At 61.4% G+C, this 23,687-nt stretch carries 22 protein-coding genes; 15 read left to right on the top strand and 7 right to left on the bottom strand.

All coding sequences use genetic code 11. The features are described from left to right. Positions 1 to 59 precede the first annotated feature (59 nt). The 12 genes from BLV27_RS13970 (at position 60) to BLV27_RS13915 (ending at position 11,156) form a co-directional block, all read left to right on the top strand. On the top strand, positions 60 to 923 hold the full coding sequence (locus tag BLV27_RS13970; RefSeq protein WP_092647044.1) for a branched-chain amino acid aminotransferase: 864 nt from the start codon (positions 60 to 62) through the stop codon (positions 921 to 923). Between the two features lie 174 nt (positions 924 to 1,097). Beyond that, positions 1,098 to 1,553, top strand: coding sequence for a universal stress protein (locus BLV27_RS13965; RefSeq protein WP_092647157.1), 456 nt, complete (start codon positions 1,098 to 1,100; stop codon positions 1,551 to 1,553). 360 nt (positions 1,554 to 1,913) lie between these two features. After that, complete coding sequence (locus BLV27_RS13960) at positions 1,914 to 2,474, top strand: NifU family protein (protein WP_092647042.1); 561 nt, start codon at positions 1,914 to 1,916, stop codon at positions 2,472 to 2,474. Next, positions 2,464 to 3,087 carry a tRNA (adenosine(37)-N6)-threonylcarbamoyltransferase complex dimerization subunit type 1 TsaB gene (tsaB, locus tag BLV27_RS13955; protein ID WP_092647040.1) on the top strand — a complete coding sequence of 208 codons (624 nt, stop codon included), beginning with the start codon at positions 2,464 to 2,466 and terminating at the stop codon, positions 3,085 to 3,087. The genes BLV27_RS13960 and tsaB overlap by 11 nt, the downstream gene beginning before the upstream one ends. Next, positions 3,084 to 3,479, top strand: coding sequence for a GNAT family N-acetyltransferase (locus BLV27_RS13950; RefSeq protein ID WP_170831464.1), 396 nt, complete (start codon positions 3,084 to 3,086; stop codon positions 3,477 to 3,479). The genes tsaB and BLV27_RS13950 overlap by 4 nt, the downstream gene beginning before the upstream one ends. A gap of 125 nt (positions 3,480 to 3,604) precedes the next feature. Next, positions 3,605 to 4,615 (top strand): BMP family lipoprotein, encoded by a 1,011-nt coding sequence (locus BLV27_RS13945; RefSeq protein ID WP_092647038.1) that lies wholly within the window; start codon positions 3,605 to 3,607, stop codon positions 4,613 to 4,615. 84 nt (positions 4,616 to 4,699) lie between these two features. After that, the gene (locus BLV27_RS13940; RefSeq protein ID WP_092647036.1) at positions 4,700 to 6,235 is read left to right on the top strand and encodes an ABC transporter ATP-binding protein; all 1,536 of its coding nucleotides are present in this window, start codon (positions 4,700 to 4,702) and stop codon (positions 6,233 to 6,235) included. Positions 6,236 to 6,422: 187 nt separating this feature from the next. Continuing rightward, positions 6,423 to 7,580 carry an ABC transporter permease gene (locus BLV27_RS13935; protein WP_092647034.1) on the top strand — a complete coding sequence of 386 codons (1,158 nt, stop codon included), beginning with the start codon at positions 6,423 to 6,425 and terminating at the stop codon, positions 7,578 to 7,580. Between the two features lies 1 nt (position 7,581). Next, positions 7,582 to 8,547, top strand: a complete 966-nt coding sequence (locus BLV27_RS13930; RefSeq protein ID WP_092647032.1) for an ABC transporter permease — start codon at positions 7,582 to 7,584, stop codon at positions 8,545 to 8,547. Next, entirely contained in the window at positions 8,531 to 9,325 is a 795-nt protein-coding gene (locus BLV27_RS13925; protein WP_092647030.1) for a purine-nucleoside phosphorylase, read from the top strand. The genes BLV27_RS13930 and BLV27_RS13925 overlap by 17 nt, the downstream gene beginning before the upstream one ends. 152 nt (positions 9,326 to 9,477) lie before the next feature. Further along, a complete protein-coding gene (locus tag BLV27_RS13920) occupies positions 9,478 to 10,401 on the top strand; it encodes a sulfite exporter TauE/SafE family protein (RefSeq protein WP_092647028.1) in 924 nt (307 codons plus the stop codon). Next, positions 10,398 to 11,156 carry a TIGR02186 family protein gene (locus BLV27_RS13915; RefSeq protein WP_092647026.1) on the top strand — a complete coding sequence of 253 codons (759 nt, stop codon included), beginning with the start codon at positions 10,398 to 10,400 and terminating at the stop codon, positions 11,154 to 11,156. The genes BLV27_RS13920 and BLV27_RS13915 overlap by 4 nt, the downstream gene beginning before the upstream one ends. Here BLV27_RS13915 and BLV27_RS13910 read toward each other — a convergent pair. The 5 genes from BLV27_RS13910 to BLV27_RS13890 all read right to left on the bottom strand — a co-directional run bounded on the left by BLV27_RS13910 (position 11,153) and on the right by BLV27_RS13890 (position 17,386). Beyond that, entirely contained in the window at positions 11,153 to 11,875 is a 723-nt protein-coding gene (locus BLV27_RS13910) for an SDR family oxidoreductase (protein WP_092647024.1), read from the bottom strand. The genes BLV27_RS13915 and BLV27_RS13910 overlap by 4 nt on opposite strands. After that, positions 11,872 to 13,401: an ATP-dependent DNA helicase gene (locus tag BLV27_RS13905; RefSeq protein ID WP_092647022.1), complete on the bottom strand. Its 1,530-nt coding sequence runs from the start codon at positions 13,399 to 13,401 to the stop codon at positions 11,872 to 11,874. The genes BLV27_RS13910 and BLV27_RS13905 overlap by 4 nt, the downstream gene beginning before the upstream one ends. A 17-nt stretch (positions 13,402 to 13,418) precedes the next feature. Further along, on the bottom strand, positions 13,419 to 14,042 hold the full coding sequence (locus BLV27_RS13900; protein WP_092647020.1) for an acyl-homoserine-lactone synthase: 624 nt from the start codon (positions 14,040 to 14,042) through the stop codon (positions 13,419 to 13,421). A gap of 578 nt (positions 14,043 to 14,620) precedes the next feature. After that, positions 14,621 to 15,913 (bottom strand): crotonyl-CoA carboxylase/reductase, encoded by a 1,293-nt coding sequence (ccrA, locus tag BLV27_RS13895; RefSeq protein ID WP_092647018.1) that lies wholly within the window; start codon positions 15,911 to 15,913, stop codon positions 14,621 to 14,623. Positions 15,914 to 16,024: 111 nt separating this feature from the next. Beyond that, on the bottom strand, positions 16,025 to 17,386 hold the full coding sequence (locus tag BLV27_RS13890) for a 1-acyl-sn-glycerol-3-phosphate acyltransferase (protein WP_092647016.1): 1,362 nt from the start codon (positions 17,384 to 17,386) through the stop codon (positions 16,025 to 16,027). A gap of 161 nt (positions 17,387 to 17,547) precedes the next feature. On the opposite strand from BLV27_RS13890, the gene BLV27_RS13885 reads away from it, so the two are divergent. The 3 genes from BLV27_RS13885 to deoD all read left to right on the top strand — a co-directional run bounded on the left by BLV27_RS13885 (position 17,548) and on the right by deoD (position 20,667). Continuing rightward, the gene (locus BLV27_RS13885) at positions 17,548 to 19,524 is read left to right on the top strand and encodes a protein meaA (RefSeq protein ID WP_092647014.1); all 1,977 of its coding nucleotides are present in this window, start codon (positions 17,548 to 17,550) and stop codon (positions 19,522 to 19,524) included. Positions 19,525 to 19,588: 64 nt separating this feature from the next. After that, positions 19,589 to 19,894 (top strand): H-NS histone family protein, encoded by a 306-nt coding sequence (locus tag BLV27_RS13880; RefSeq protein WP_092647012.1) that lies wholly within the window; start codon positions 19,589 to 19,591, stop codon positions 19,892 to 19,894. A gap of 68 nt (positions 19,895 to 19,962) precedes the next feature. After that, complete coding sequence (deoD, locus tag BLV27_RS13875; protein ID WP_092647010.1) at positions 19,963 to 20,667, top strand: purine-nucleoside phosphorylase; 705 nt, start codon at positions 19,963 to 19,965, stop codon at positions 20,665 to 20,667. Between the two features lie 115 nt (positions 20,668 to 20,782). Here deoD and BLV27_RS13870 read toward each other — a convergent pair whose 3' ends face one another. After that, on the bottom strand, positions 20,783 to 21,967 hold the full coding sequence (locus tag BLV27_RS13870; protein ID WP_092647008.1) for a type III PLP-dependent enzyme: 1,185 nt from the start codon (positions 21,965 to 21,967) through the stop codon (positions 20,783 to 20,785). Positions 21,968 to 22,903: 936 nt separating this feature from the next. Continuing rightward, positions 22,904 to 23,683 (bottom strand): succinate dehydrogenase iron-sulfur subunit, encoded by a 780-nt coding sequence (locus tag BLV27_RS13865; protein ID WP_092647006.1) that lies wholly within the window; start codon positions 23,681 to 23,683, stop codon positions 22,904 to 22,906. Positions 23,684 to 23,687: the final 4 nt, after the last annotated feature.

Here is a 23,687-nt window from a genome sequence, read left to right as displayed (position 1 = left end):
GCTGGACCTCACAAGGCACGGCACCTAGTGTCCCCCTAGTATCAGACGGGAGAACGGGCATGGCGTTCGGCAAAGCAATCCGCACCTATTTCGAGGGCACCTGGCACGACGGCGACGTTCCGGTGATGCGCGCCGCCGATCACGGCATGTGGCAGGGCAGTTCGGTCTTCGACGGTGCCCGCCGTTTCGAGGGCGTCACACCCGATCTCGATAAGCACTGCGCCCGCGTCAACCGCTCGGCCGAAGCGCTGATGCTTGAACCGACGATGGAGCCCGCACAGATTGCGGAGTTGGTGCAGGAAGGGCTGGAAGGCTATGCGCCTGACGCGGCGATTTATATCCGCCCCATGTATTGGGGCATTCACGGAAGCGAATTGGGGCTGGTTCCGTCTAAGGCGGAAACGGGCTTCGCCATCTGCCTGGAAGAAGTCCCGATGCACGCGCCCGACAAGACGACGACGCTGACGGAAACCCGCTTCCGGCGCCCCGTGCAGGAAAGCTCGGTCTGTGACGCGAAAGCGGGGTGCTTGTACCCCAACAACGCACGGATGCTCGCCGAGGCACAGGCCAAGGGCTTCGGAAACGCGTTATCGGCGGATGTGATGGGAAACGTGGCCGAAAGCGCCACCTCCAACGTGTTCATGGTGAAAGACGGAGAGGTCTCCACTCCGGTTCCCAACGGAACATTCCTCGCCGGGATCACGCGCGCTCGTCATATCATCAACCTTCGGGCCGATGGTATGAAGGTGCACGAGACGGTTCTGTCCTTCGATGATTTCCGCGGTGCCGATGAAGTATTTCTGTCAGGAAACCTGACCAAGGTGACGCCCGTGACCGCTTTCGACCACCGTCAGTACCAGGTCGGGCCCGTCACACGTCGTGTGCGAGAGATGTATTGGGATTGGGCCCTCTCGGCCGCCTGATCGTGCGGCTGACGGCGGCTCTGCCGCTCGTGCCGTCATAAGGGCGACGCGCGCGACCGCACCTTCCCGCCGATGCTTGCCGTGCATCATGTGACGACAGGGCAGCAATCCGGTGGACAGAACCACCCGCGCAGGGCAATGCTGAACACCACAGAAACGATTACCGGGGCCCCCATGCGCAAGTTTCTCGTCATCCTGGACGACAGCCGTGAATGCCTGAACGCCATGCGCTTCGCCGCGCTGCGCGCCGAACACACCGGCGGCGGGATCGAAATCCTGTCGGTAATCCCGCCAGATGAATTCAACCATTGGATCGGAGTCGGCGACATCATGCGCGAGGAGGCGCGCGAACGCATCGTCGCGCATTTCGAGGTTTTCGCGAAATGGATGCGCGACCGACACCAACTGGAGCCACACCTGGTCATCCGCGAAGGGGAGCCTGCGACAGAGATCCTGGCCCAGATCAGCGAAGACCCCGAGATCGGCGTCGTCGTTCTCGGGGCAAGCTCGGGGGGCAAGGGGCCCGGCCCGCTCGTCACCTACCTGACGAAATCTGCCGGAACCCTGCCGATACCGCTGACGATCGTACCGGGGGATTTGACCAAGGAACAGCTCGAGGGCATCGCCTGACAGGACTGCCTGGCAGGCAATGCTGGTGACCGGCCACGCGTCAAAATCCGTGCCACCGCATGGGCGGAGGCTCGGTGACCGGATGAACGACCAAGTGATGATCGCTTCTTTGCGAGGGCCCAGTTCCGCCCACGACTCGTTTCGACCATGTGCGATCTCACCGAAAACCGCTGTCGCGCGACACGTCCGGTCCCCTGTGTCACTTCACGGTTCAGAACACTGATTGCATTTCGAGGGCGCGGTAACTGGCACCCCGAATGAGCCGCTGAAATTGAAGCCCCGGTATTTAGAACGGTTCCAAGTCGTTGACACCGCCCCATCCAGCCCTCACATATGAAGTCGCCATACCGGAGATGCCCCATGTTCATCCAGACCGAAACCACGCCAAACCCCGCTACCCTGAAGTTCCTGCCGGGTCAGACCGTACTGGACGCGGGCACTGCTGATTTCCCGACCGCCGACGCTGGGGAGAAATCCCCTCTTGCCATGCGCATCTTCGCCATCGGCGGAGTGACCGGCGTATTCTTCGGCAATGATTTCGTGACTGTCACCAAGGACGAAGGCACCGACTGGGACCATGTGAAGCCCGCGATCCTGGGCGCGATCATGGAACATTACCAATCGGGTGAACCAATCATGGAAGGGGCCGCCGAAGCCGCCCACGGCGCGAACCATTCCGAGGAAGACAGCGCAATCGTTGGCCAGATCACCGAGCTTCTGGACACCCGCGTCCGCCCGGCGGTCGCCCAAGACGGCGGCGACATCACCTTTCACGGTTTCGAACGTGGCGTCGTTTATCTTCAGATGAAAGGGGCCTGCGCCGGCTGCCCCTCGTCCACGATGACGCTGAAGATGGGTATCGAGAACCTGCTGCGCCATTATATTCCCGAAGTTCTGGAAGTTCGGCCCGTTGGCCTCTGACAGGCTGACCCTCGGATTCGACACATCGGCCGCGCATTGCGCGGCCGCTTTGCTGTCGGGTGACCGGGTTCTGGCAAGCCGTCTGGAAGACATGCGCAAGGGACAGGCCGAAAGGCTGATGCCCTTCTTGCAAGAGCTGCTGGCCGAAGCCGATGCCACATGGACCGATCTGGAAGCGTTGGGCGTCGGCATCGGGCCAGGGAACTTTACCGGCGTCCGGATTGCCGTCGCAGCGGCGCGCGGGCTGGCGCTCGGACTGGGCATCCCGGTCGAAGGCGTCGCCGCCGCCGAAGCCTATGCCGCCGGGCGCGACGTCGTGGTTTGCCTGCCGGCACCGCGCGATATGGTCCACTTCATCCACGGAGACGTGATCGAACTTGCGGCACTGTCCGCCGTTCCGTCGGGATGGAACGCGCCGCTGACCGGACCTGCCGCGATCCGTGTGGCCGAGGCGACCGGGCGGGCGCTGGCCGAAACGCCGGCTCTGGCCGTGGAAGTCGCCCGCATCGCCACCCGGCGTGCAGCAGCAGGCCGCCCGCGCCCCGCTCCAATCTACCTGCGCCCGGCGGATGCCGCACCGGCGTCGGACCCACCTCCGGTCATACTGCCGTGACGCCCGAAGCAATGGCCACGCTGCACGCCGAGAATTTTTCAGGGGCGGCCCGTTGGTCGGTGGACAGCTTTTGCCAGATGCTGTCCGATCCGCTGGCGTTCCACATTACGCGGGCCGATGCCTTCCTGTTCGGGCGCGTGGTCGCCCAAGAGGCCGAGCTCTTAACCGTCGTCGTTGCCGAAGCGACACGGGGACAGGGCATCGGGCGGGCACTTCTCGACGCGTTCACGGCGCAGGCCCGCGCTCGTGACGCAACCGAAGCCTTCCTGGAGGTCGCCGCCGACAACGCACCGGCGCACGCGCTCTATACGGGAACCGGCTGGCGGGAAGCCGGGCGCAGGTCCGGCTACTACGACGGCACAGACGCCCTGATCTTGCGCAAGAGCCTCTGACATCGGGTCAAACCCCATCGACTCAGGTTGACGTTCCGCCCCCTCTACGGCCTTATCCGATCCATTAATCGTGGCGCGGAGACCGGTCGACCGGCAAAAAGCGCGCCCCTCGACGGGAGAGACCAATGACCATCAACAGAACCCTCATGGGTGCCGTTGCGACAATCGCCCTGACTGCGGGCATGTCGTTCGCCGACGGCCACGCCGCGACCCCCGGCCTCGTCATCGACCTCGGTGGCAAATTCGACAAATCCTTCAACGAATCCGCCTACAACGGTGCTCAACGCTGGGTCGAGGAAACCGGCGGCGAATACGAGGAGACCGAGCTGGCAAACGAGGCGATGCGCGAACAGACTATGCGACGCATGGCCGAGCGCGGTGCCAACCCCGTCGTCGTTTTGGGTTTCGCCAACGGATCGACCCTCGAAGTGGTCGCACCAGATTATCCCGACACCAACTTCGTGATCGTCGACATGGTCGTCGACCAGCCGAACGTGAAGTCGATCGTCTTTTCCGAGCATCAGGGCTCTTACCTAGTGGGCATGATGGCTGCCATGGCCTCGGAAACGGGGACCGTGTCCTTCATCGGCGGCATGGATGTGCCCCTGATCTCCAAGTTCGCCTGTGGTTATGCCCAAGGGGCGAAAGCCGTCAGCGCAGACACCAACGTCATCGTCAATATGACCGGCACCACCCCCACCGCGTGGAATGACCCGGTCAAGGGTGCTGAACTGACCCGCAGCCAGATCAGCCAGGGATCCGACGTCGTCTTCGCCGCGGCCGGTGGAACCGGAATCGGTGTGCTTCAGGCGGCCGCTGACGCCGACATCCTGTCGATCGGCGTCGATGCCAACCAGAACTACCTACATCCCGGCGAAGTTCTGACGTCCATGGTCAAACGCGTCGACAATGCCGTCTATGACACCTTCACCCAGGCCGCCGCAGGCGAACTGGAGACGGGGATCTCCGTCATGGGTCTGGACAACGAGGGCGTCGGCTTCTCGATGGATGAGTTCAACGCCGAGTTGGTCACACCGGAAATGGTCGCCACCGTCGAGGAGGCCAAGGCCAAGATCATCGCAGGTGAGATCGAGGTCCACGACTTCACCACCGATAGCACCTGCCCCGCCTACTGAGGCGCGTTCGCAATACACGATCAGAACGGGGCCCCCACGGGCCCCTTTCCCACTTGATGACCGGAGACGGGATGAGGACTGGGTATGGACGAGACACTGGCGATCGAATTGCGCGGCATCTCCAAGGCCTTTGGCCCAGTCCAAGCCAACAAGGATATCTCGATCCAGGTCAAACGCGGCTCGATCCACGGTATTATAGGTGAGAATGGAGCGGGCAAATCCACGCTGATGTCGATCCTCTACGGCTTCTACAGGGCCGACAGCGGGGAGATATTCATCGGCGGCAATAAGACTGAAATCCCCGACAGCCAAGCCGCGATCGATGCCGGCATCGGCATGGTGTTTCAACACTTCAAACTGGTCGAGAACTTCTCGGTGCTGGAAAACATCATCCTTGGCGCGGAAGATGGCAGGCTGTTGAAGCCGTCGTTGTCGAAGGCACGAAAACTGCTGAAGAAATTGGCGGAAGATTACGAGATGGACGTCGATCCTGACGCCATCATCCAGGATTTGGGCGTCGGCCAGCAGCAGCGCGTGGAAATCCTCAAAGCGCTCTACCGCGAGGCGGATATCCTGATTCTGGACGAACCCACGGGCGTCCTGACCCCCGACGAGGCGGATCACCTTTTCCGGATTCTGCAAGGTCTGCGCGACGAAGGGAAGACCATCGTCCTGATCACCCACAAGCTGCGCGAAATCATGGAAATCACCGACACCGTTTCCGTGATGCGCCGTGGCGAAATGACGGCCACCGTCAAGACCGCCGAAACCTCTCCCGAGCAACTGGCCGAGCTGATGGTCGGGCGCAAGGTTTTGCTGCGGGTCGACAAGACGCCCGCCAAGCCGGGCGACGTCATCCTGCACGTGGAGAACCTGCGCGTCGTGGACGGCCAGAAGGTCGAGCGCCTGCGCGGCATCGACCTGGAAATTCGCGCGGGCGAGGTGCTGGGCATCGCGGGCGTGGCGGGCAACGGGCAATCCGAATTGCTGGAAGTGCTGGGCGGCTATGCGCGCGGGACCGGGACCATTCGCGTGAACGGCCAACCGATCGACCTGACAGGCAACGCCTCGGACGCGCGAAGCCGGCGCGCACGCGGCATCGCCCACGTGCCCGAAGACCGGCAGCGCGAAGGTCTGATCATGGACTTTGCCGCTTGGGAAAACATTGCTTTTGGCTACCAAGACGATCCGGAATTCGCGCCCGGCCTTCTGATGGATCACGGGGCGATGCGCCGTGATTGCGAAGGCAAAATGGAGCGCTTCGACGTGCGCCCCCCTGACCCGACGCTGGCGGCCAAGAATTTCTCGGGCGGCAACCAGCAGAAGATCGTTCTGGCCCGTGAGATCGAGCGGAACCCGGACCTCCTGCTGATTGGTCAGCCGACGCGCGGTGTCGACATTGGGGCCATCGAATTCATCCATCAGCAGATCATCGCACTGCGGGATCAGGGCAAGGCGATCTTGCTGGTTTCGGTTGAATTGGACGAGATCATGGCCCTCTCGGACCGCATCGCCGTCATGTTCGATGGCCGCATCATGGGCGAGCGACTGCCGTCCGAGACCGACCAGCGAGAGTTGGGACTCTTGATGGCCGGTATGACAGGAACGGCCGCCGCATGATCCGGGCGCTCATCGATACCTGCCGTCAAGCTATTGCTCGACGAGGATCGGGTGGCCGGCTTCCCTTCGCCGCTCAACGAAAGACCCTTGGGATTCGCATTTCCAATCAAGGGTCTGGATATTGCCGTCTTGACCCTGAGAGAGGCGTGCAATTGGTGCCCGAATTCAGTCAAGCAGGAGACGCGGCATGAACGACGCGCTGCCGAAATGGGTCGATATCGCCCTGATCCCCATCGTGAACCTCTTCCTGGCGCTGTTCGTGTCGGGGCTGGTGGTCCTGCTGATCGGGAAGAACCCATTCGAGGTGCTCTACATCCTCGTCAATGGCTCTGTCGGATCGACCTATGGTTGGGGCTACACACTGTTCTACGCGACGAACTTCATTTTCACGGGGCTGGGCGTCGCCGTGGCCTTCCACGCCAGGCTATTCAACATCGGGGGCGAGGGCCAGGCGGCGTTGGGCGGCCTCGGCGTTGCGCTGGTGGCGCTGTCGGTCAACTGGCCGCACTGGGCACTGGCCTTGCCGGCCGCCGTCATCGGCGGGGCGCTTTTCGGGGCGCTCTGGTCCGCAATCCCGGCCTATCTTCAGGCCAGGCGAGGAAGCCATATCGTCATCACGACGATCATGTTCAATTTCATCGCCTCGGCGCTGATGGTTTACCTTCTGGCGAACGTTCTCAAGGTACCGGGCAGCGCCTCACCGGAAACTGCCCGTTTCGTCGAAGGGGCACGCCTGCCCAATGCCTATGATGTGCTGCCGTTCCTAGGGTTCTCGCGCTCCACCCCGCTCAACGTCAGTTTTTTCGTCGCGATCCTGGCCTGCGTGGGCGTCTATTTCCTGATCTGGCGCACGCGCCTGGGCTACGAGATCCGGTCCTTTGGTAAATCGGAGCCGGGTGCGGTCTACGCGGGCATCTCGCCAATACGCATCACGATGGTCGCCATGCTGATCTCGGGTGGATTGTGCGGGCTGATGGCCGTGAACGCCACAATGGGCGAGGCCGAGCGTCTGGTCCTCGACCCGGTGCAGGGCGCGGGGTTCGTGGGCATCGCAGTGGCCCTGATGGGCCGGTCGCATCCACTTGGCGTGTTCATCGCCTCCATCTTGTTCGGCGCACTCTACCAAGGCGGAGCGGAGCTGACATTCGAGATGAACGGCATGACCCGAGAGATGATCCTGGTGATACAGGCGCTGGTCATCCTTTTCACCGGCGCGCTCGACAACATGGTGCGCCTGCCGTTGGAGCGGATCTTCGTATCGCGTCGCCGTCGTCCATCCCCGCCGGTGCCGACCACACCGCTCGAGGCTGGCGGGCATCCCGAAAAAGGCAAGGTGGAGAGCTGACATGGATTTCCTCGGCATTATCCAGATCCTCGATTCCTCCCTGCGGCTGGCGACCCCGCTTTTGCTAGCCTGCCTTGCCGGCCTGTTTTCCGAGCGCGCCGGAATTTTCGATATCGGGCTGGAGGGCAAGATGCTCGCCTCGGCGTTCATGTCGGCGGCCGTGGCCAGCTTTACCGGCGACGTCTGGCTAGGTCTGCTGGCGGGCATCGTCGCGTCGATGGCGCTGGCACTGATTCACGGGGTGGCGTCAATCACCTTCCGGGGCAATCAACTGATCTCGGGTGTGGCGATCAACTTCCTTGCATCTGGCCTGACCGTCGTGATCGGCGAGGCGTGGTTCTCGCTCGGCGGTCGCACACCGCAATTGGAAGGCCGCGCGCGGTTCCAGGAAATAACCCTGCCCTTCGCCGATAGCCTGCGCGACATTCCGTTTCTGGGACCAATCTATGCGGATTTGCTCTCGGGTCATTCGATCCTAGTCTATGCAGCCTTGGCGTTGGTGCCCCTGTCATGGTGGGTGCTCTTCCGCACCCGCTTTGGGCTGCGTCTGCGTGCGGTGGGCGAAAACCCGGCAGCGGTCGATACCTCTGGGGTCAGCGTTGTCGGTTTGCGCTACGCCGCCGTGATGATCTGCGGCGTGCTCTGCGGGGTTGCCGGGGCCTATCTCGCAACGGCCCTCTCCGCCGGTTTCGTCAAGGAGATGTCGGCGGGCCGCGGGTTCATCGCACTGGCGGCGCTCATCTTTGCCAAGTGGCGGCCGTGGTATGCCTTGGGCGCGACGCTTCTGTTCGGCCTGTTGGAGGCCTTGGGAAATCGCTTTCAGTCACTCGACCTCCTCGGCATTCCGATCCCGACGCAGTTCATGCAGGCGCTGCCCTACATCCTGACGGTGGTGATCCTGGCCGGATTCGTCGGCAAGGCCATCCCCCCGCGTGCCGGAGGCGAACCCTATGTCAAAGAGCGCTGATCTCGCCGCCCTGATTCGCGACAGGGCCGGGGCCGAAGCACCCCGCCTCGGCCTGATCCTGGGATCCGGGCTGAGCCATCTGGCGGATCAGGTGCGCGGCGTTGCGATTGATTATGCCGACCTTCCGGGATTTCCACATGCGGGTGTATCGGGGCACAGTCCAAAGTTGGCGATCGGGCAGATCGGCAACACCCGCGTCGCCGTTTTTGGCGGCCGGGCACACTACTATGAGAGCGGGCGGTCAGACGCGATGCGCCTGCCTCTGGAGGTCTTGTCGGAGTTAGGGGCTGAAGGTGTCATCGCGACCAACGCCGCAGGCAGCTTGCGCGCGGATATGCCGACCGGGTCTCTGATGCTGCTGTCGGATCATATCAATTTTTCGGGCCTGAACCCGTTGATCGGGGAGTCGACGGACCGTCGCTTCGTTCCCATGGGCGACGCGCATGATCCCGCCCTACGTGAGGCTTTGCGACAGGCAGCCAAGGCCGAAGACGTCAATCTGCATGAAGGTATTTACGCTTGGTATTCGGGCCCCTCCTTCGAGACCCCTGCCGAGATTCGCGCGATCCGAATGTTGGGTGCCGACGCCGTCGGCATGTCCACAGTGCCGGAGGTGATCCTGGCGCGATTTCTGGGCCTTAAGGCCGCCGCGGTTTCCACCATCACGAATATGGCGGCAGGTCTGTCGAACGAGTCGATCAGCCATGAACACACAAAGGCAATGGCACCGCTGGGCGCAGCCAAGCTGGAAAAGGTCCTGACCCGTTTCCTTTCTTGACCCTTCCGCGTCGTGATGTAGGACCAGTGGTGATTTCTAGTTAGGGCCACTTCCCATCAGATCTCGAATGTTGTCCATTTGAATGTGGCACGGGGTTTGACACCACCGTCGTCATTCCAGACAAAGAGGGCATCCACCCAAGAGGTGCCACCTTGCAGATTTACCTTCCGATCGCCGAGGTTTCGGTAAATGCCTTCCTCCTGCTGGGGTTGGGGGGGCTGGTTGGAGTACTGTCCGGAATGTTCGGGGTGGGTGGCGGCTTTCTTATGACGCCGCTTCTGTTCATGATCGGAATCCCCCCCGCCGTCGCCGTCGCGACCGAGGCGAACCAGATCGTCGCTTCGTCGTTTTCGGGTGTATTGGCCCACTTCAAGCGAAAGACGGTGGACCTGCGAATGGGATTCGTCCTGCTGGTCGGTGGTCTAATCGGTGCCGCCTTGGGCGTGCAGGTGTTCAACATGCTTCGCGAACTAGGTCAGGTAGACCTGCTGGTGAAGCTTTGTTACGTCCTTTTCCTGGGGATCATCGGCGGGCTGATGTTCTTCGAAAGCCTGAACGCCATCCGCAAATCCCGCAGCGCGGGCCCCGCACCCCGTACCGTACGTCGGCAGCGCGGATGGATTCACGCTTTGCCATTCAAGATGAAATTCCGGACATCCGGTCTGTACATAAGCGTCATTCCCCCCGTCGTCGTCGGCCTGCTGGTCGGCGTGCTTGCCGCGATCATGGGCGTGGGCGGCGGATTCATCATGGTGCCGGCGATGATCTATCTGCTGGGCATGCCCACCAAGGTCGTTATCGGCACATCACTGTTCCAGATCATCTTCGTCACCGCCTTTGCCACGATGCTTCACGCGACGACGAACTACACGGTCGATATGGTCCTGGCGGTACTGCTTCTGGTTGGCGGTGTGGTCGGGGCGCAGATCGGAACGCGCATCGGGGTCAAGATGAAGGCCGAACAGTTGCGCATCCTGCTGGCGCTCATGGTGCTGGCGGTCTGCGGCAAGCTGGCGCTGGACCTGCTTTTGCAACCGTCCGAGCTTTACTCGATCGGTGCCGGGGGCCACGGATGATCCGTCTCGCGCTTGCCCTTGTGCTGCTGATGACCGCGCCGTTGCTGGCGGAAGAGATCGTGGCCGACATGAGCCAGGATCGCATCTCCATCTCGACCAATTTCGACGGGTCTGAAATTCTGATCTTCGGGGCGGTCAAACGCGACCAGCCGGAGCCCACCGGCCAGCGCCTTGCCATTATCGTGACCGTGGCCGGCCCGCGCGAAGATGTCACGATCCGTCGCAAGGAAAAGCGTCTGGGCATCTGGGTGAACACCGACTCCATCGAAGCCATAGGCGTGCCGAGCTTCTATGCCGTGTCGTCCTCGGTTCCCCTGGAGCAGGCCCTCCTGCCCGAGGAAGACGAGGAATGGTCCATCACGACCCGCCGCGCCCTGACGGCCCCCGGAATGGCGATGATATCGGACAGCGATCCCCATTTCCTCGATGCGCTGATCCGGGTCCATACGGCTTCGGGCATCTATGGCACCTCGGAGGAGTCGGTGAATGTCCGCGACTCGACCCTGTTTTCGACCGAGATCGCTCTGCCGGCCGACTTGACCGAGGGCAATTACAACACCCGCATATTCCTGACCCGTGACGGCAAGGTGGTCGATAGCTATGGCACGTCGATCTACGTTCAAAAGGTCGGGTTGGAACGTTGGATCTATGCTCTCGCCCATGAACAGCCTCTGATCTACGGCCTACTCTCGTTGTTCATCGCGATAGCGGCGGGCTGGGGCGCTTCGGCCGTCTTCCGCATCTTCAAACGTTAACCGCGGCCAACGTAGGGCATCTTGCTGGCCATGATCGTCATGGTCAGGACGTTGGTGCCGTCCGGCAAATCGGCCATTTGCAAGACAGCGCGGGCCGCGTCCTCGACCGCCATCATCGGTACACCGGCACCGCCACTGGCGCGCTGCGTGGCGTCCAGCTCTTCCAGCATGGGGGTCTTTGCATTGCCGATATCAATCTGACCGCAAGCGATGTTCAGAGCCCGTCCGTCCAGCGCCAGCTGGCGCGTCAGGCCTGTGATGGCATGCTTGGTAACGGTGTAGCTCACCGCCCCTTCGCGCGGCACATGCGCGCTGATGGAGCCGTTGTTGACGATCCGACCCGCACCCTGTGCGCGCATCACCCGGAACGCCGCCCGGGCCATCAGAAACATACCCGTCAAGTTGACTGAAACGGCGGTATTCCAATCCTCGACAGCCGTTCGGTCAATGTCAGCGGCAGGGATAAAAATGCCCGCGTTGTTGAACAGCACGTCCAGACGCCCGGCCTTCGCGACGAAAGCATCGACGGTAGCCTCGGCTTGTATGGGGTCGGTGACGTCACCTGGCAGGATATGCGCATTCGGATGGTCGGCGGCGACCGCGCGCATGGCCTCTTCGCGGCGCGCCATCAGGCCCACAGTCCAGCCGCGATCCAGAAACAGTTTCGCTGTCGCCGCACCAATTCCCGACGAGGCACCTGTGATCAGGATCGTGTTCATTCCTCGGCCTCCTGCGCCATGAGTGTCAGGGGCGCAGGTTCGGCCTTCAAGTCGGACGTGTCCAGCGGCGACTTGGGCATGGCCAGCGCATAGCGCTTCACCCAGATCAGGCGAGAGACGGCCCGCGTGATCGCCACATAGGCCAGCCGCTTCCACAACTGTTGCCCCGCCTCGACCCGGCCCGCGCGGGATGCGGCATAGAGATCGGGAGCAAAGACCTGCACGCTGTCCCACTGCGACCCCTGCGCCTTGTGCGTGGTGACGGCAGCCCCGTGTAGGAACGCCGCCCCCATGTGGGCGGCAAATGGAAGGAAGGGCTCCTCCTCATCCGGGTGCTCGATCTTGACGATGGAGCTGACCGAAATCTCGGGTTCGGGCGCGCCGACCACGTGCAGCTTGCTGAACCCCGGTTTCCGCCCCGGCCCAAGGTAAACGACCTGCGCGCCCTTGATCAGCCCCCGCGCCTCCAGATCAATGCGGCGCTTGCGGTGTTTGAGCGGCAGCTCCAGCCCGTCGCAGATCAGCGGCTCGCCGGGTAGCATCATCGTGTCATCGGCCCCGTGTGCCTGCCGGAAGGCGCGGATCAGGCGGATACGGGTCGCGTTGCGCCAAACCAGAACCGGCGACCGGGCCATCAGATCGCTGTCCACTCGGGCCGCAACCACGATGCGGTCATCCTTGGCGGCGGCTTCTTCGATCATCTGTTCAAACTCGTGGAAGCCAAGCTGCGAATCCCCCAGCGCATGGGCAAGATCCAGGATGGGATTGTCCGCCTCTTGTCGGTGCACCCGGTCCAGATGCAGATGGTCGTCGCCGGAGAACCGGTCGAAAACCATGCGCCCCGACTGGTTCACCGGGGCTAGCTGAGCTGGATCGCCGAACAGGACCAACGTGGGAAAGATCTCCTTCAGGTCTTCGAACTGCTTGTCATCGAGCATCGAGGATTCATCAACAAAACCCACGTCGAGCGGGTTATCCCTCCGCTTCCAGCCGGTGATGAAATCCGATCCGCGCAGACCAGCCGCAGCCAGCGCGCCGGGGACGGAGCCTGTCTCGTCGAAGACCCGCTTGGCGCGGTCAAGCATCTCGTCGCTCAGGGCGTCAGTGTCAGGCCGGCTGGCATCCCCGGCCAGCCACTCGGCGATCCGTTCGTACTCAGGGTCATAGACAGGGGTATAGAGAATGCGGTGGATCGTCGTCGCGGGCACCCCCCTGTTGCGCAACACGCTGGCGGCCTTGTTCGTAGGGGCCAGCACAGCCAGCGATCGACGGTCCTTCTTCTTCCGCTCATAGTCACCGGTCACCAAATCAAGACCTGCTTCACGCATGGACTTGACCAGTTCCACCAGCAACAAGGTCTTGCCCGAGCCTGCCTTGCCGGTAACTGCCAGCACGCGGCTCTCCTCATCTTCCCGCTCAGACGCCCAGCCGTCGGCCAGCGACACGCCGCTGTCGGACAGCACCTCAGCGATGCGATCCCAGGCTTCGGCCTGATCCGGGGAGAGTTGGGGGGCGGGCGTGTTCATCGCCCCCTTGTAGCCCCTCAGACGCCGACGGGAAGGGGCACGATGGACAGGTCGCCGAAGGTCACCTCCCACCAGTCGCGCGACTGCCGGGCCGAGGTGCCAGTCGCGGCGCAGAGCGCATCGTGCCGGATGGTGTCAAAGGTCCATCGACCGACGCTGATGCCGTTCGCGCCGCCCAAGATGTCTGGGGCCCAGCGCCGCCGACGACAGACCCGCATCATGGCCTGATCGAAGACCGCAACGCAGGCCCTCAGGCCAAGACCCAACCCCAGTTCCGATGCCCCCAGCAGAAGTCGTCCCGCCACGCCCGCGTCCGTACCCGGCGACAGGCAGACGCGAGTACATTCCCAGACATCGGGCGACCGGACCGGTCCCGCCGTCAGATGCGGGAAGACCTCCGACACCATCGTCGGACCTATCGTCGGCAAAAAGCGCATGGACCCGGCGTGCCTGCCTTTCGCGTCACAAACGATAACGTAGAGCGGATCCAGAGCGTCATAGGTATCCGTCTCCCATCCCATCGCATCCACCGTGACGTCCCAGCCCAAGCGATCGCGAAATTGCGCGGCCCGGTCGCCAAACATGGCGGCGGCCAGCGCCGGATGGTCGGTCAGCTGCGTACCGTAGAGATAGCGGATCATAGTTGTCCCCTTTTTGTCGATAGTGACGGGAGGGAATGAGGCGGGGCGGATTAACGGTTTCCTAGCGCCCGCCGAAAAGGTTCTGGTGCACCGGCGAATGCTCCCTGTTATCCGCCGGTCGAACCGATCCTCGGCATCACCTGCGGGACGTCTGCTTACGACAAACAAGACAAAGCGGACCTCGGATCGGCAGGCTGAACTCTTGTTCCCAAAGGCGGGCGCGCTCGTCACAAGTCGCTTAGCGCAAGTCCGTTAGTTCAGCGATATGCGTTTGCCCCTCCGGCAGTCGTCCAACTTCAGGCGATCCGGCACCGCCTGACCATCGGCATCCCGGGCCGCTTTGGCGAGAGCAGCGGTGGCCGCCCGTCCAGTAGCCCCGCCAAGTTTACTGTTTCTTTGCTCTTCGCGAAGCGGTGCACGCGCGCCGGCCCGATGAAAACCAGGCCATTCACGTTTCTGACCTCCGCAGAAACTGCGGGGACTGCAATCGGTCGCGATTGATAGCGCGGACGTATGGGACCAAGGCAAAACGGCCCCGTCGGTCAGACGGGGCCGTTGCAACGAGAATCGGCAGGGGATCAAGTGGCCGAACCGGCCTCCAGCACGTCTTCCAAGGTGCGCAGCCCGGTCACAGGGGCCTGAACCAGAACGGCCATGTTGCCGGGCTTATGCTGGTTCCGACGCATTTTCATGTGCGCTTCGGGCAAATCGGCCCAGTCGAAACATTCGGACATGCAGGGATCAAGACGCCGCTCGACCATCAGCTTGTTGGCGGCGGACGCCTGCTTGAGGTGAGCGAAGTGGGACCCCTGCAAGCGCTTCTGGTGCATCCACATGTAGCGGACGTCAAACGTAAGGTTGAATCCGGTGGTCCCGGCGCAGATTACGACCATGCCGCCCTTCTTGCACACGAAGGTAGAGACCGGGAACGTGGCTTCGCCGGGGTGCTCGAACACCATATCGACGTTCACGCCCTTGCCCGTGATGTCCCAGATCGCCTTGCCGAACTTGCGCGCTTCGGTGAACCAGGCCTTGTACTCGGGCGTGTTGACTGTAGGCATCTGGCCCCAGCAGTTGAAGTCGTTGCGATTAATGACTCCCTTGGCACCCAGCCCCATGACGAAGTCGCGCTTGCTCTCGTCCGAGATGACGCCGATCGCGTTGGCACCTGCCGTATTGATCAGCTGGATCGCATAGGACCCCAAGCCGCCGGAAGCCCCCCAAACCAGCACGTTTTGACCAGGCTTAAGGTCATGCGGTTCATGCCCGAACAGCATGCGATAGGCAGTGGCCAAGGTGAGCGTATAGCAGGCCGACTGCTCCCACGTCAGATGCCTGGGGCGCGGCATCAGCTGTTGCGACTGGACACGGGTGAACTGGGCGAAGCTGCCGTCGGGCGTCTCGTAGCCCCAGATCCGCTGCGTGGGTGAATACATCGGGTCGCCGCCGTTGCACTCCTCATCATCGCCATCGTCCTGGTTGCAGTGGATGACGACCTCATCACCCACTTTCCAGCGCTTGACCTTGTCGCCCACGGCCCAGACAATCCCGGACGCATCCGACCCGGCGATGTGATACGGCTGACCATGGCCATCGAACGGGCTGATCGGCTCGCCGCGCGCGGCCCAGACACCGTTGTAGTTGATCCCCGCCGCCATCACGAGAACAAGGACGTCGTGGCTGTCCAGTTCCGGAACATCCACGATTTCCTGCTGCATCGCGGTTTCAGGCTCACCGTGCCGCTCGCGGCGAATGGCCCAAGCGTACATCTGCTTGGGGACATGGCCCATCGGAGGCATTTCACCCATTTCGTACAGGTCTTTGACAGCCGCATCGTAGGTCAGCGGGGCGGGGCGTGTATCAAGGGCCATGTCATGTCCTCCGGCGTTGATGCTGCACCGCGGAAGGAACCACGCTGCGTCGCAACGAAGTTATCAGCACAAAAGTAACTTTCCAACCCCTGTTTGCCGCGTATTGTAATTTTATGTCTTGTCAGAATGCTGCAGGGGCAAGTTATTCGCGTAGTAGCGGATGACAGGCAACCAGTCGTCACGGACGGTGATCCGGTGCGAATCGAGCGTTATGGCCCCCCTGATTTCAAGCATCCGAAGCGCCACCATTGCCGCGTCCCGCGCCTCACGCAGGGCACTATGCACGGGGTGGCCCGCATCGCGCCAGTATTCGGACCGAACCTCAAGGTGGGTTGCAACGACAGCGACGTCGCGCGCCCCTTCGACCAACGCTTCGCTGACCAGCGCGAGCGGCAGGACGGGCAGAACCTCGTCTATACGCTCCAGAAGGGCTTCACCCAGATCCCTGGCCGCGTCCGAGCGCCCCTGCCACAAGAATCGCTGAAGCGAGATTGGCCGCCCGAAGCTGACGGCGGCATATCCGAACCGGCTGAACCGACCCGTCAGGCGCAATTGCACATGCCGCCAGAGGTAGCGCACAACCATCCACCAACGGAGCCGAAACGTATGCGCGGTGTCCCCCCCGGCGGCAATTAGAACGCGATCTTCCAGTACCCGTTCGTAGTTAACCGCGACGGGGACAAAGACCACATCGCGCGCGGGATCGTGGTCAGCCAGAATATAGCTCAGAATACCAAGCTTCGCCGACTGAAGCGCCCCGTTTCGCGACAGACGTCCTTCGGGGAATACAGCTTGGGTCACGCCGTTGGCGGTCGCGATCTGGACATAGCGCGCCAGCACGCGACGATAGAGGGAGTTCAAATCCCTTCGCCGCACAAAGTAGCCGCCCATGGCACGGATCAGCGGGCCCAGCGGCCAACGGCGTGCCCATTCGCCGACAGCATAGGCGAGCGCGGTCTGCCGGGCGGCCAGCCACGTAACCAGCACGTAGTCCATGTTTGACCGGTGGTTCAGCACGTAGACTACGGTTGCTTTGGGATCGATCTGTGTCAGGACCGACTCTTCGCCGCTGACGCGCACGCGGTAAAGGCCCCGCGACAACCAGCGTGCCAGCTTGGTGGCGACCCCGAAATACAACAGAGCGGAAAAGCCGGGCACGATTTCCCGCGCGTACCGTCGGGCAGTTTCATAGGCGACGTCTTCGGGAATGTCCCGTTCGCGCGCATGGTCGACGACCGCTTGTGCCACTGCGGGATCGTGAATCAGGCGATTGATCGTATCCATACGCCGCGCCAGCTTGAACGGCTGGATCGGCCGCGCCAACCGCGTGTTGAGCTTGGCAACCAGCCGCTCCGCCCGCTTGCGAAAGAACCAGCGCACCGATGGAAACAGAAAATGCGACGCGAAAGTCACGGTCGCAAAGAGCCCAAGGAGAATCAGGATCCAAAGCGGCAATTCAACTGTTCGCGACACCCGACCTCCGGCGAAGACCAATTTCCTCCCACAGGTGCACAGCACGGGATGAGCCCCGTCAACCCTCGCGTGCCGCGCTACGCCGCGGCGCGGCAAATTGGACTTGCGCAATCTGACCAGAATTTCGTAATTGTTGAAACATTATTACTAGGGGAATTGCCATGACGCAGAAAGACGGACCGCAGAAAGATCGCCCCTGGCTATTTCGAACTTATGCCGGGCATTCGACCGCAACGAAGTCCAATGCACTTTACCGGGCAAACCTGGCGCGCGGGCAGACGGGCCTTTCCGTCGCTTTCGATCTGCCGACGCAAACCGGATACGACAGCGATCACATCCTGGCGCACGGTGAAGTCGGGAAAGTCGGCGTTCCGGTTGCCCATTTGGGCGACATGCGCAGCCTGTTCGCGGATATCCCGCTGGACCAGATGAACACATCGATGACGATAAACGCGACCGCGCCGTGGTTGCTCGCGCTTTATGTTGCCGTGGCCGATGAACAGGGCGCGGACGTTTCGGAACTTCAAGGCACCGTTCAGAATGACATCGTGAAAGAATACCTGTCGCGGGGTACCTATGTCTTGCCGCCGAAACCGTCGATGAAGCTGATCGCGGATGTGGCCGAGTACTGCTATTCCGAGATCCCAAAATGGAACCCGATGAACGTCTGCTCGTATCATCTGCAAGAAGCGGGCGCGACGCCGCAGCAGGAATTGGCCTTTGCCCTGGCCACAGCAACGGCGGTTCTGGATGAATTGCGCGGCAAGGTCCCCGCAGATGATTTCCCCCGGCTGGTCGGACGGATCTCATTTTTCGTGAATGCCGGCATCCGTTTCGTCACCGAGATGTGCAAGATGCGCGCCTTCGTCGAAATGTGGGACGAGATCTGCCGCGACCGTTACGGCGTCGAAGATCCAAAATACCGCCGGTTCCGATACGGTGTTCAAGTCAATTCCCTGGGCCTCACCGAGCAGCAGCCGGAAAACAACGTCTATCGTATCCTTCTGGAAATGCTGGCGGTGACGCTTTCCAAATCGGCGCGGGCCCGCGCGGTGCAACTCCCGGCCTGGAACGAGGCGTTGGGATTGCCACGTCCTTGGGATCAACAATGGTCGCTCCGAATGCAGCAGGTTCTGGCCTATGAAACCGACCTTCTGGAATACGGCGACCTGTTCGATGGGTCGCCCGTGGTCGCCAAGAAAGTCGAAGCCCTGAAAGACGGTGCGCGCGACGAATTGGCAATTCTCGACGGTATGGGCGGTGCAGTCGCGGCGATCGAATACATGAAATCCCGGTTGGTCGAATCGAACGCTGCCCGTCTTGGCGGTATTGAGCGCGGCGAGACCACCGTTGTCGGCGTCAATGCCTGGACCGATGGAGAACCTTCACCCCTGGTAGGCGAGGATGGAGGGATAATGACCGTCGATCCGGCGGTGGAGGCCGAACAGGTAGGACGGTTGAACGCGTGGCGTGGTGCCCGCGATCCAGAAGCCGTACGCGCGGCGCTGGACGCGTTGGAAAAGGCTGCGCGGGAGGGCACGAACATCATGCCACCATCGATAATCGCCGCGAAATCAGGCGTGACGACCGGTGAATGGGCCGGGGTCATGCGCGCGGTGCACGGTGAATATCGCGGGCCGACCGGCGTGTCATCATCGCCATCGAACGACGTACAAGGGTTGGACGTTCTGCGCGCCGCCGTCGACGCGGTATCGACCCGGCTGGGCAAGCGGCTGACCTTCCTGATGGGCAAGCCGGGCTTGGACGGTCACTCAAACGGGGCTGAACAAATTGCCGTGCGCGCGCGCGATTGCGGCATGGCAATTCGGTACGAGGGTATCCGACTGACCCCGGAAGCTATCGTTGCCGCAGCCTTGGAGGAAGGCGCGCATGTCGTTGGCCTTTCGATCCTTTCCGGAAGTCACCTGCCGCTGGTCGATGATCTGATGGAGCGAATGAGGGCCGCCGGATTGGGCCATGTTTCCGTCATTGTCGGCGGCATCATTCCCGATGACGACGCGGAGCTTTTGCGCAGTTATGGCGTGGCGGCGGTCTATACCCCCAAGGATTTTGAATTGAACAAGATCATGGCGGATATCATCGAATTGGCCGACCCGAGAGAAATCGCGGCCCAATAGGATTTACTTGCAAAAGATAATTTGGGCGCATAAGCCGATCTCATCTGTTTACTCGGAGTATGTGATGAATCTCGACAAGATGAATAAGGCTGAACTTCTGGAATTGCAGAAGAAGGTCGGAGCTGCCGTAAAGAACTACGACGACCGGATCCGAGCAGAAGCGCAGAACAAACTGGAAGCGATGGCCAAGGAAATGGGTTTTTCGCTGGCTGACTTCACCGGCGGAAAGAAGGGCAAAGCCACTTCTGCCGCACCGAAATACGTCCACCCTGAAAACCCAGGCAAGACCTGGTCGGGACGCGGACGCCAGCCGCAGTGGTTCAAGGACGCGATTGACTCGGGCAAGAAGCCTGAAGACCTGGCCATCTAGACAATTACGATGAGATTACGGCTTAAGGGGCGCAACCATGCGCCCCTTTTCTTTGCCCGGAGCTCCCAATGACCGCCCATATACGCGCCAGAAAAGGCCAGATCGCGGAAACCGTCCTGATGCCGGGGGATCCTCTGCGGGCGAAATGGGCGGCGGAGACGTTTCTGAGAAACGCCGAATTGGTAAATGACGTCAGAGGGATGCTGGGATTTACCGGAACATGGCAGGGCAACGTTGTTACGATTCACGGGTCAGGAATGGGAATGCCCAGCCTGTCGATCTATGCCAATGAACTGATCACCCAATACGGGGCCAAGACATTGATCCGCATCGGCTCGACTGGCGCGATGCAATCCCACGTGAAGATGCGCGATGTGATCTTGGCACAAACAGCCAGCAGCATTTCAACCCCTTCGTCCGGTATATTCCGGGAGGTGAATTTCGCACCCTGCGCCGACTTCGGCCTCCTCCGCGCAGCCTACGACGCGGCGCAGGCCAAGGGTAGTGCGGTGCATGTCGGCGGCATCTATTCCTCGGATGTCTTCTACGACGAACGGCCCGACCTGAATGAGATGATGACTCGTCACGGTATTCTGGCGGTCGAAATGGAGGCAGCGGAGCTTTACAATTTAGCGGCCCGTCATGGGTGCCGCGCGCTGGCGGTCCTGACGGTCAGCGACCACCTCCTCACCGGAGAGGAACTCCCCGCATCCGATCGCCAAACCTCCTTCGGGGACATGGTCGAGATCGCGCTTGAGGCCGCCTTTGCCTGACAAACCCTGACCTGGCGGCGAAACGCATCGTCTCGAGACGCGCACAAAAAATGCAAACCCCCGCCAAATGGCGGGGGTCGGGTCGTGCAATGCGGGTGGTTACACGGTCTGGCCCCTAGATCACCACGGAGTCCAGCGGCGGGAAGCCGTTGAAGCCCACGGAGGAATAGGTCGTGGTATACGCGCCGCAATTGCGGATCACGATCTTGTCGCCAGCTTTCAGCGACAGAGGCAGTTGGAGCGGGCGCTTTTCATACATCACGTCGGCGGAATCGCATGACGGGCCAGCCACAACACAAGGGCCGGTGTCGTCGCCGTCCCGTGGGGTCACGAACTGGTAGCGAATTGCCTCGCCCTCAGTCTCGGCCAAACCGGAAAACCGACCGATATCAAGATAGACCCAGCGGTGCAGGTCATCGTTCGACTTCTTGGAGACCAGAACGACCTCGGCGGCAATCGCACCGGCTTCGGCGACCATGCCACGGCCCGGCTCGGCCATGATCTGCGGTACATCGGTGAAGCGGTCTTCGATCAGAGCGATCACCGAACGCGCGTAAGACGTCGGAGCCTGGATTTCCTCGCCATAGAACGCGGGGAAACCGCCACCGATGTTCAGAAGCTGCAGGTCGAACCCTTCGTCCTGGGCACGCGCCCAGATGGCAGCGACCTGATCCAGCGTGCCGGTCCACATGCGGGCTTCGCGGGTCTGAGAGCCGACGTGAAAGGACAGGCCGTGGGGGACGAGACCCAAGTCACGCGCGCGGTCCAGAAGCTGCATCACCTTGTCGGACGCACAGCCGAACTTGCGCGACAGGGGCCAGTCGGCCTCGGGGTTGTCGACGATCACACGGATGTAGACGCGAGCACCGGGGGCATTCTCGGCCAGCTTCTCCAGCTCTTCCTCCGCGTCTGCGGCGAACAGCGTGATGCCAACGGCGTGCGCCCAACGAATGTCGGAGGCCTTCTTGATGGTGTTGCCGAAGGAGACGTGATCGACGTCGGCACCTTGGCCAAGGACCAATTCGATTTCACCACGGGACGCCGCATCGAAGCCGGACCCCAAGGCGACCAGACGCTCGATTATTGCGGTGTGGGGGTTCGCCTTGACCGCGTAGTGTATATGCGCGTGGCGGCCGTCACGACGGACCAGACCGGCGGACAGGGCACGAAACTGACGCTCGACGGCGTCCACGTCGATGACCAACGTCGGATGCGCGAAGTCGTGTGCGGCAATGTAGGATTCCACGCGCGAAACAGACGTGACGAATTGCGGACGGCCAAAGCCGGTTACTGCGTTCATTGGTCATCTCCAACAGACCCGGCCATTCCGGGGGTCAAATCCCGGCACAGACCGCTCACTTCATAAAGGAGACGTTACCGTCGCTACGTAACCGTGCCGTGGTGCTTCCAGTAAGGAAGGGCTCCATCGTCGGCCGTGCCAGAGGCGCGTGCGTTGGCGTCTATATGCGGCGCAATGAAACCAAACCGGATTCGGGTCAAGACGGAAAATCACGAAAATCTTCAAACTTGCAGATGCGTTACCGGTATGTCCAATAAGCCGCACCGGACAAGGCCACCGCAGGGAACTTGTCAGGGAGTTCCAGCAAGAGGGCCAAGATCCTGATCTCGGCGAAACCACTCGTTTCAGTATCCGCTCTCACTGGGGCCGAGGGCTGCGCGTCGGACAGCACCAAGGCCGAATCACGCTCGGACGCGACATTCGATCAGGATATTGGCGGCGACAGGGCGATTGGCACCCTGAACATCGACGTTCACACTTTAGGCCGTGCAGGTGCCTTTGCTGACCGCATCGAGGCGTCAATTCAAGCCTGTCAGGCCGCATTGTCTCCAGCAAAAGGTTAACGCTTGCCCGATCACGACAATTTATGCCGCATCGGCATCACTTTTGCTGAAAGCACCTATCCAAAAAGACAGTCTTTAGCATTTCTACATCTATCTATTTGTTTTAAAAACAATCTTTTGATATCACGGGATTCAAGGCACTTTAGAATCATTCGACTCGCCGACAAAGTTGGGTTACAAGAAGAGGAGAGCCGGTCGTGTTGTGACCGCGCAAAGGTTAATTAGTTACTTGTTTTGTTAACTAGTACGGGCCCCACGCACAGCGTAGGGGCCCTTTTAGTTTCAAGTGTTAACCAGTGTGCCGCCGATGTCGAGGCAACGAAAAAGCCCGCGGCTTGTGCCGCGGGCCATTTTCTTTCGACGTCAGAACGAATCAGATCTGGCGCTCGACCATCATCTTCTTGATGTTCGCGATGGCCTTGGCCGGGTTCAGACCCTTGGGACAGGTCTTGGCGCAGTTCATGATCGTGTGGCAGCGATAGAGCTTGAACGGGTCTTCCAGATCGTCGAGCCGCTCCCCAGTCGCCTCATCACGTGAGTCGATGATCCAGCGGTACGCATGCAGCAGAGCTGCCGGCCCGAGATAGCGATCACCGTTCCACCAATACGACGGACAGGCTGTCGAACACGATGCGCACATGATGCACTCATAAAGTCCGTCCAGCTTCTCCCGATCATCGATCGACTGACGCCATTCCTTCGCGGGCGTGTTGGACTTGGTTTCAAGCCACGGCATCACCGAAGCGTGCTGGGCGTAGAAATGCGTCAGGTCCGGGATCAGGTCCTTGATGACCGGCATGTGCGGCAGCGGGTAGATCTTGACGTCACCCTTAACCTCATCGATGCCCCAGGTGCAGGCCAGAGTGTTCACGCCGTCGATGTTCATCGCACAAGATCCGCAGATACCCTCGCGACAGGACCGACGGAACGTCAGCGTCGGGTCGATCTCGTTCTTGATCTTGATCAGCCCGTCCAAGATCATTGGGCCGCAGGTATCGAGGTCCACCCAATAGGTGTCCAGACGCGGGTTCTTCCCGTCCTCGGGGTTCCAGCGATAGACTTGGAACTTGCGCAGGTTGCTTGCGCCCTCGGGCTTGGGCCAAGTCTTGCCAACGGTGATCTTGGAATTCTTGGGAAGGGTAAATTGAACCATGGTC

This window comes from Jannaschia faecimaris (assembly GCF_900107415.1).
Taxonomy (GTDB): Bacteria; Pseudomonadota; Alphaproteobacteria; order Rhodobacterales; family Rhodobacteraceae; genus Jannaschia; species Jannaschia faecimaris.
The sequence above is the reverse complement of the archived record's forward strand: the minus strand, read 5'-3'. Positions and strand labels throughout refer to the sequence as shown.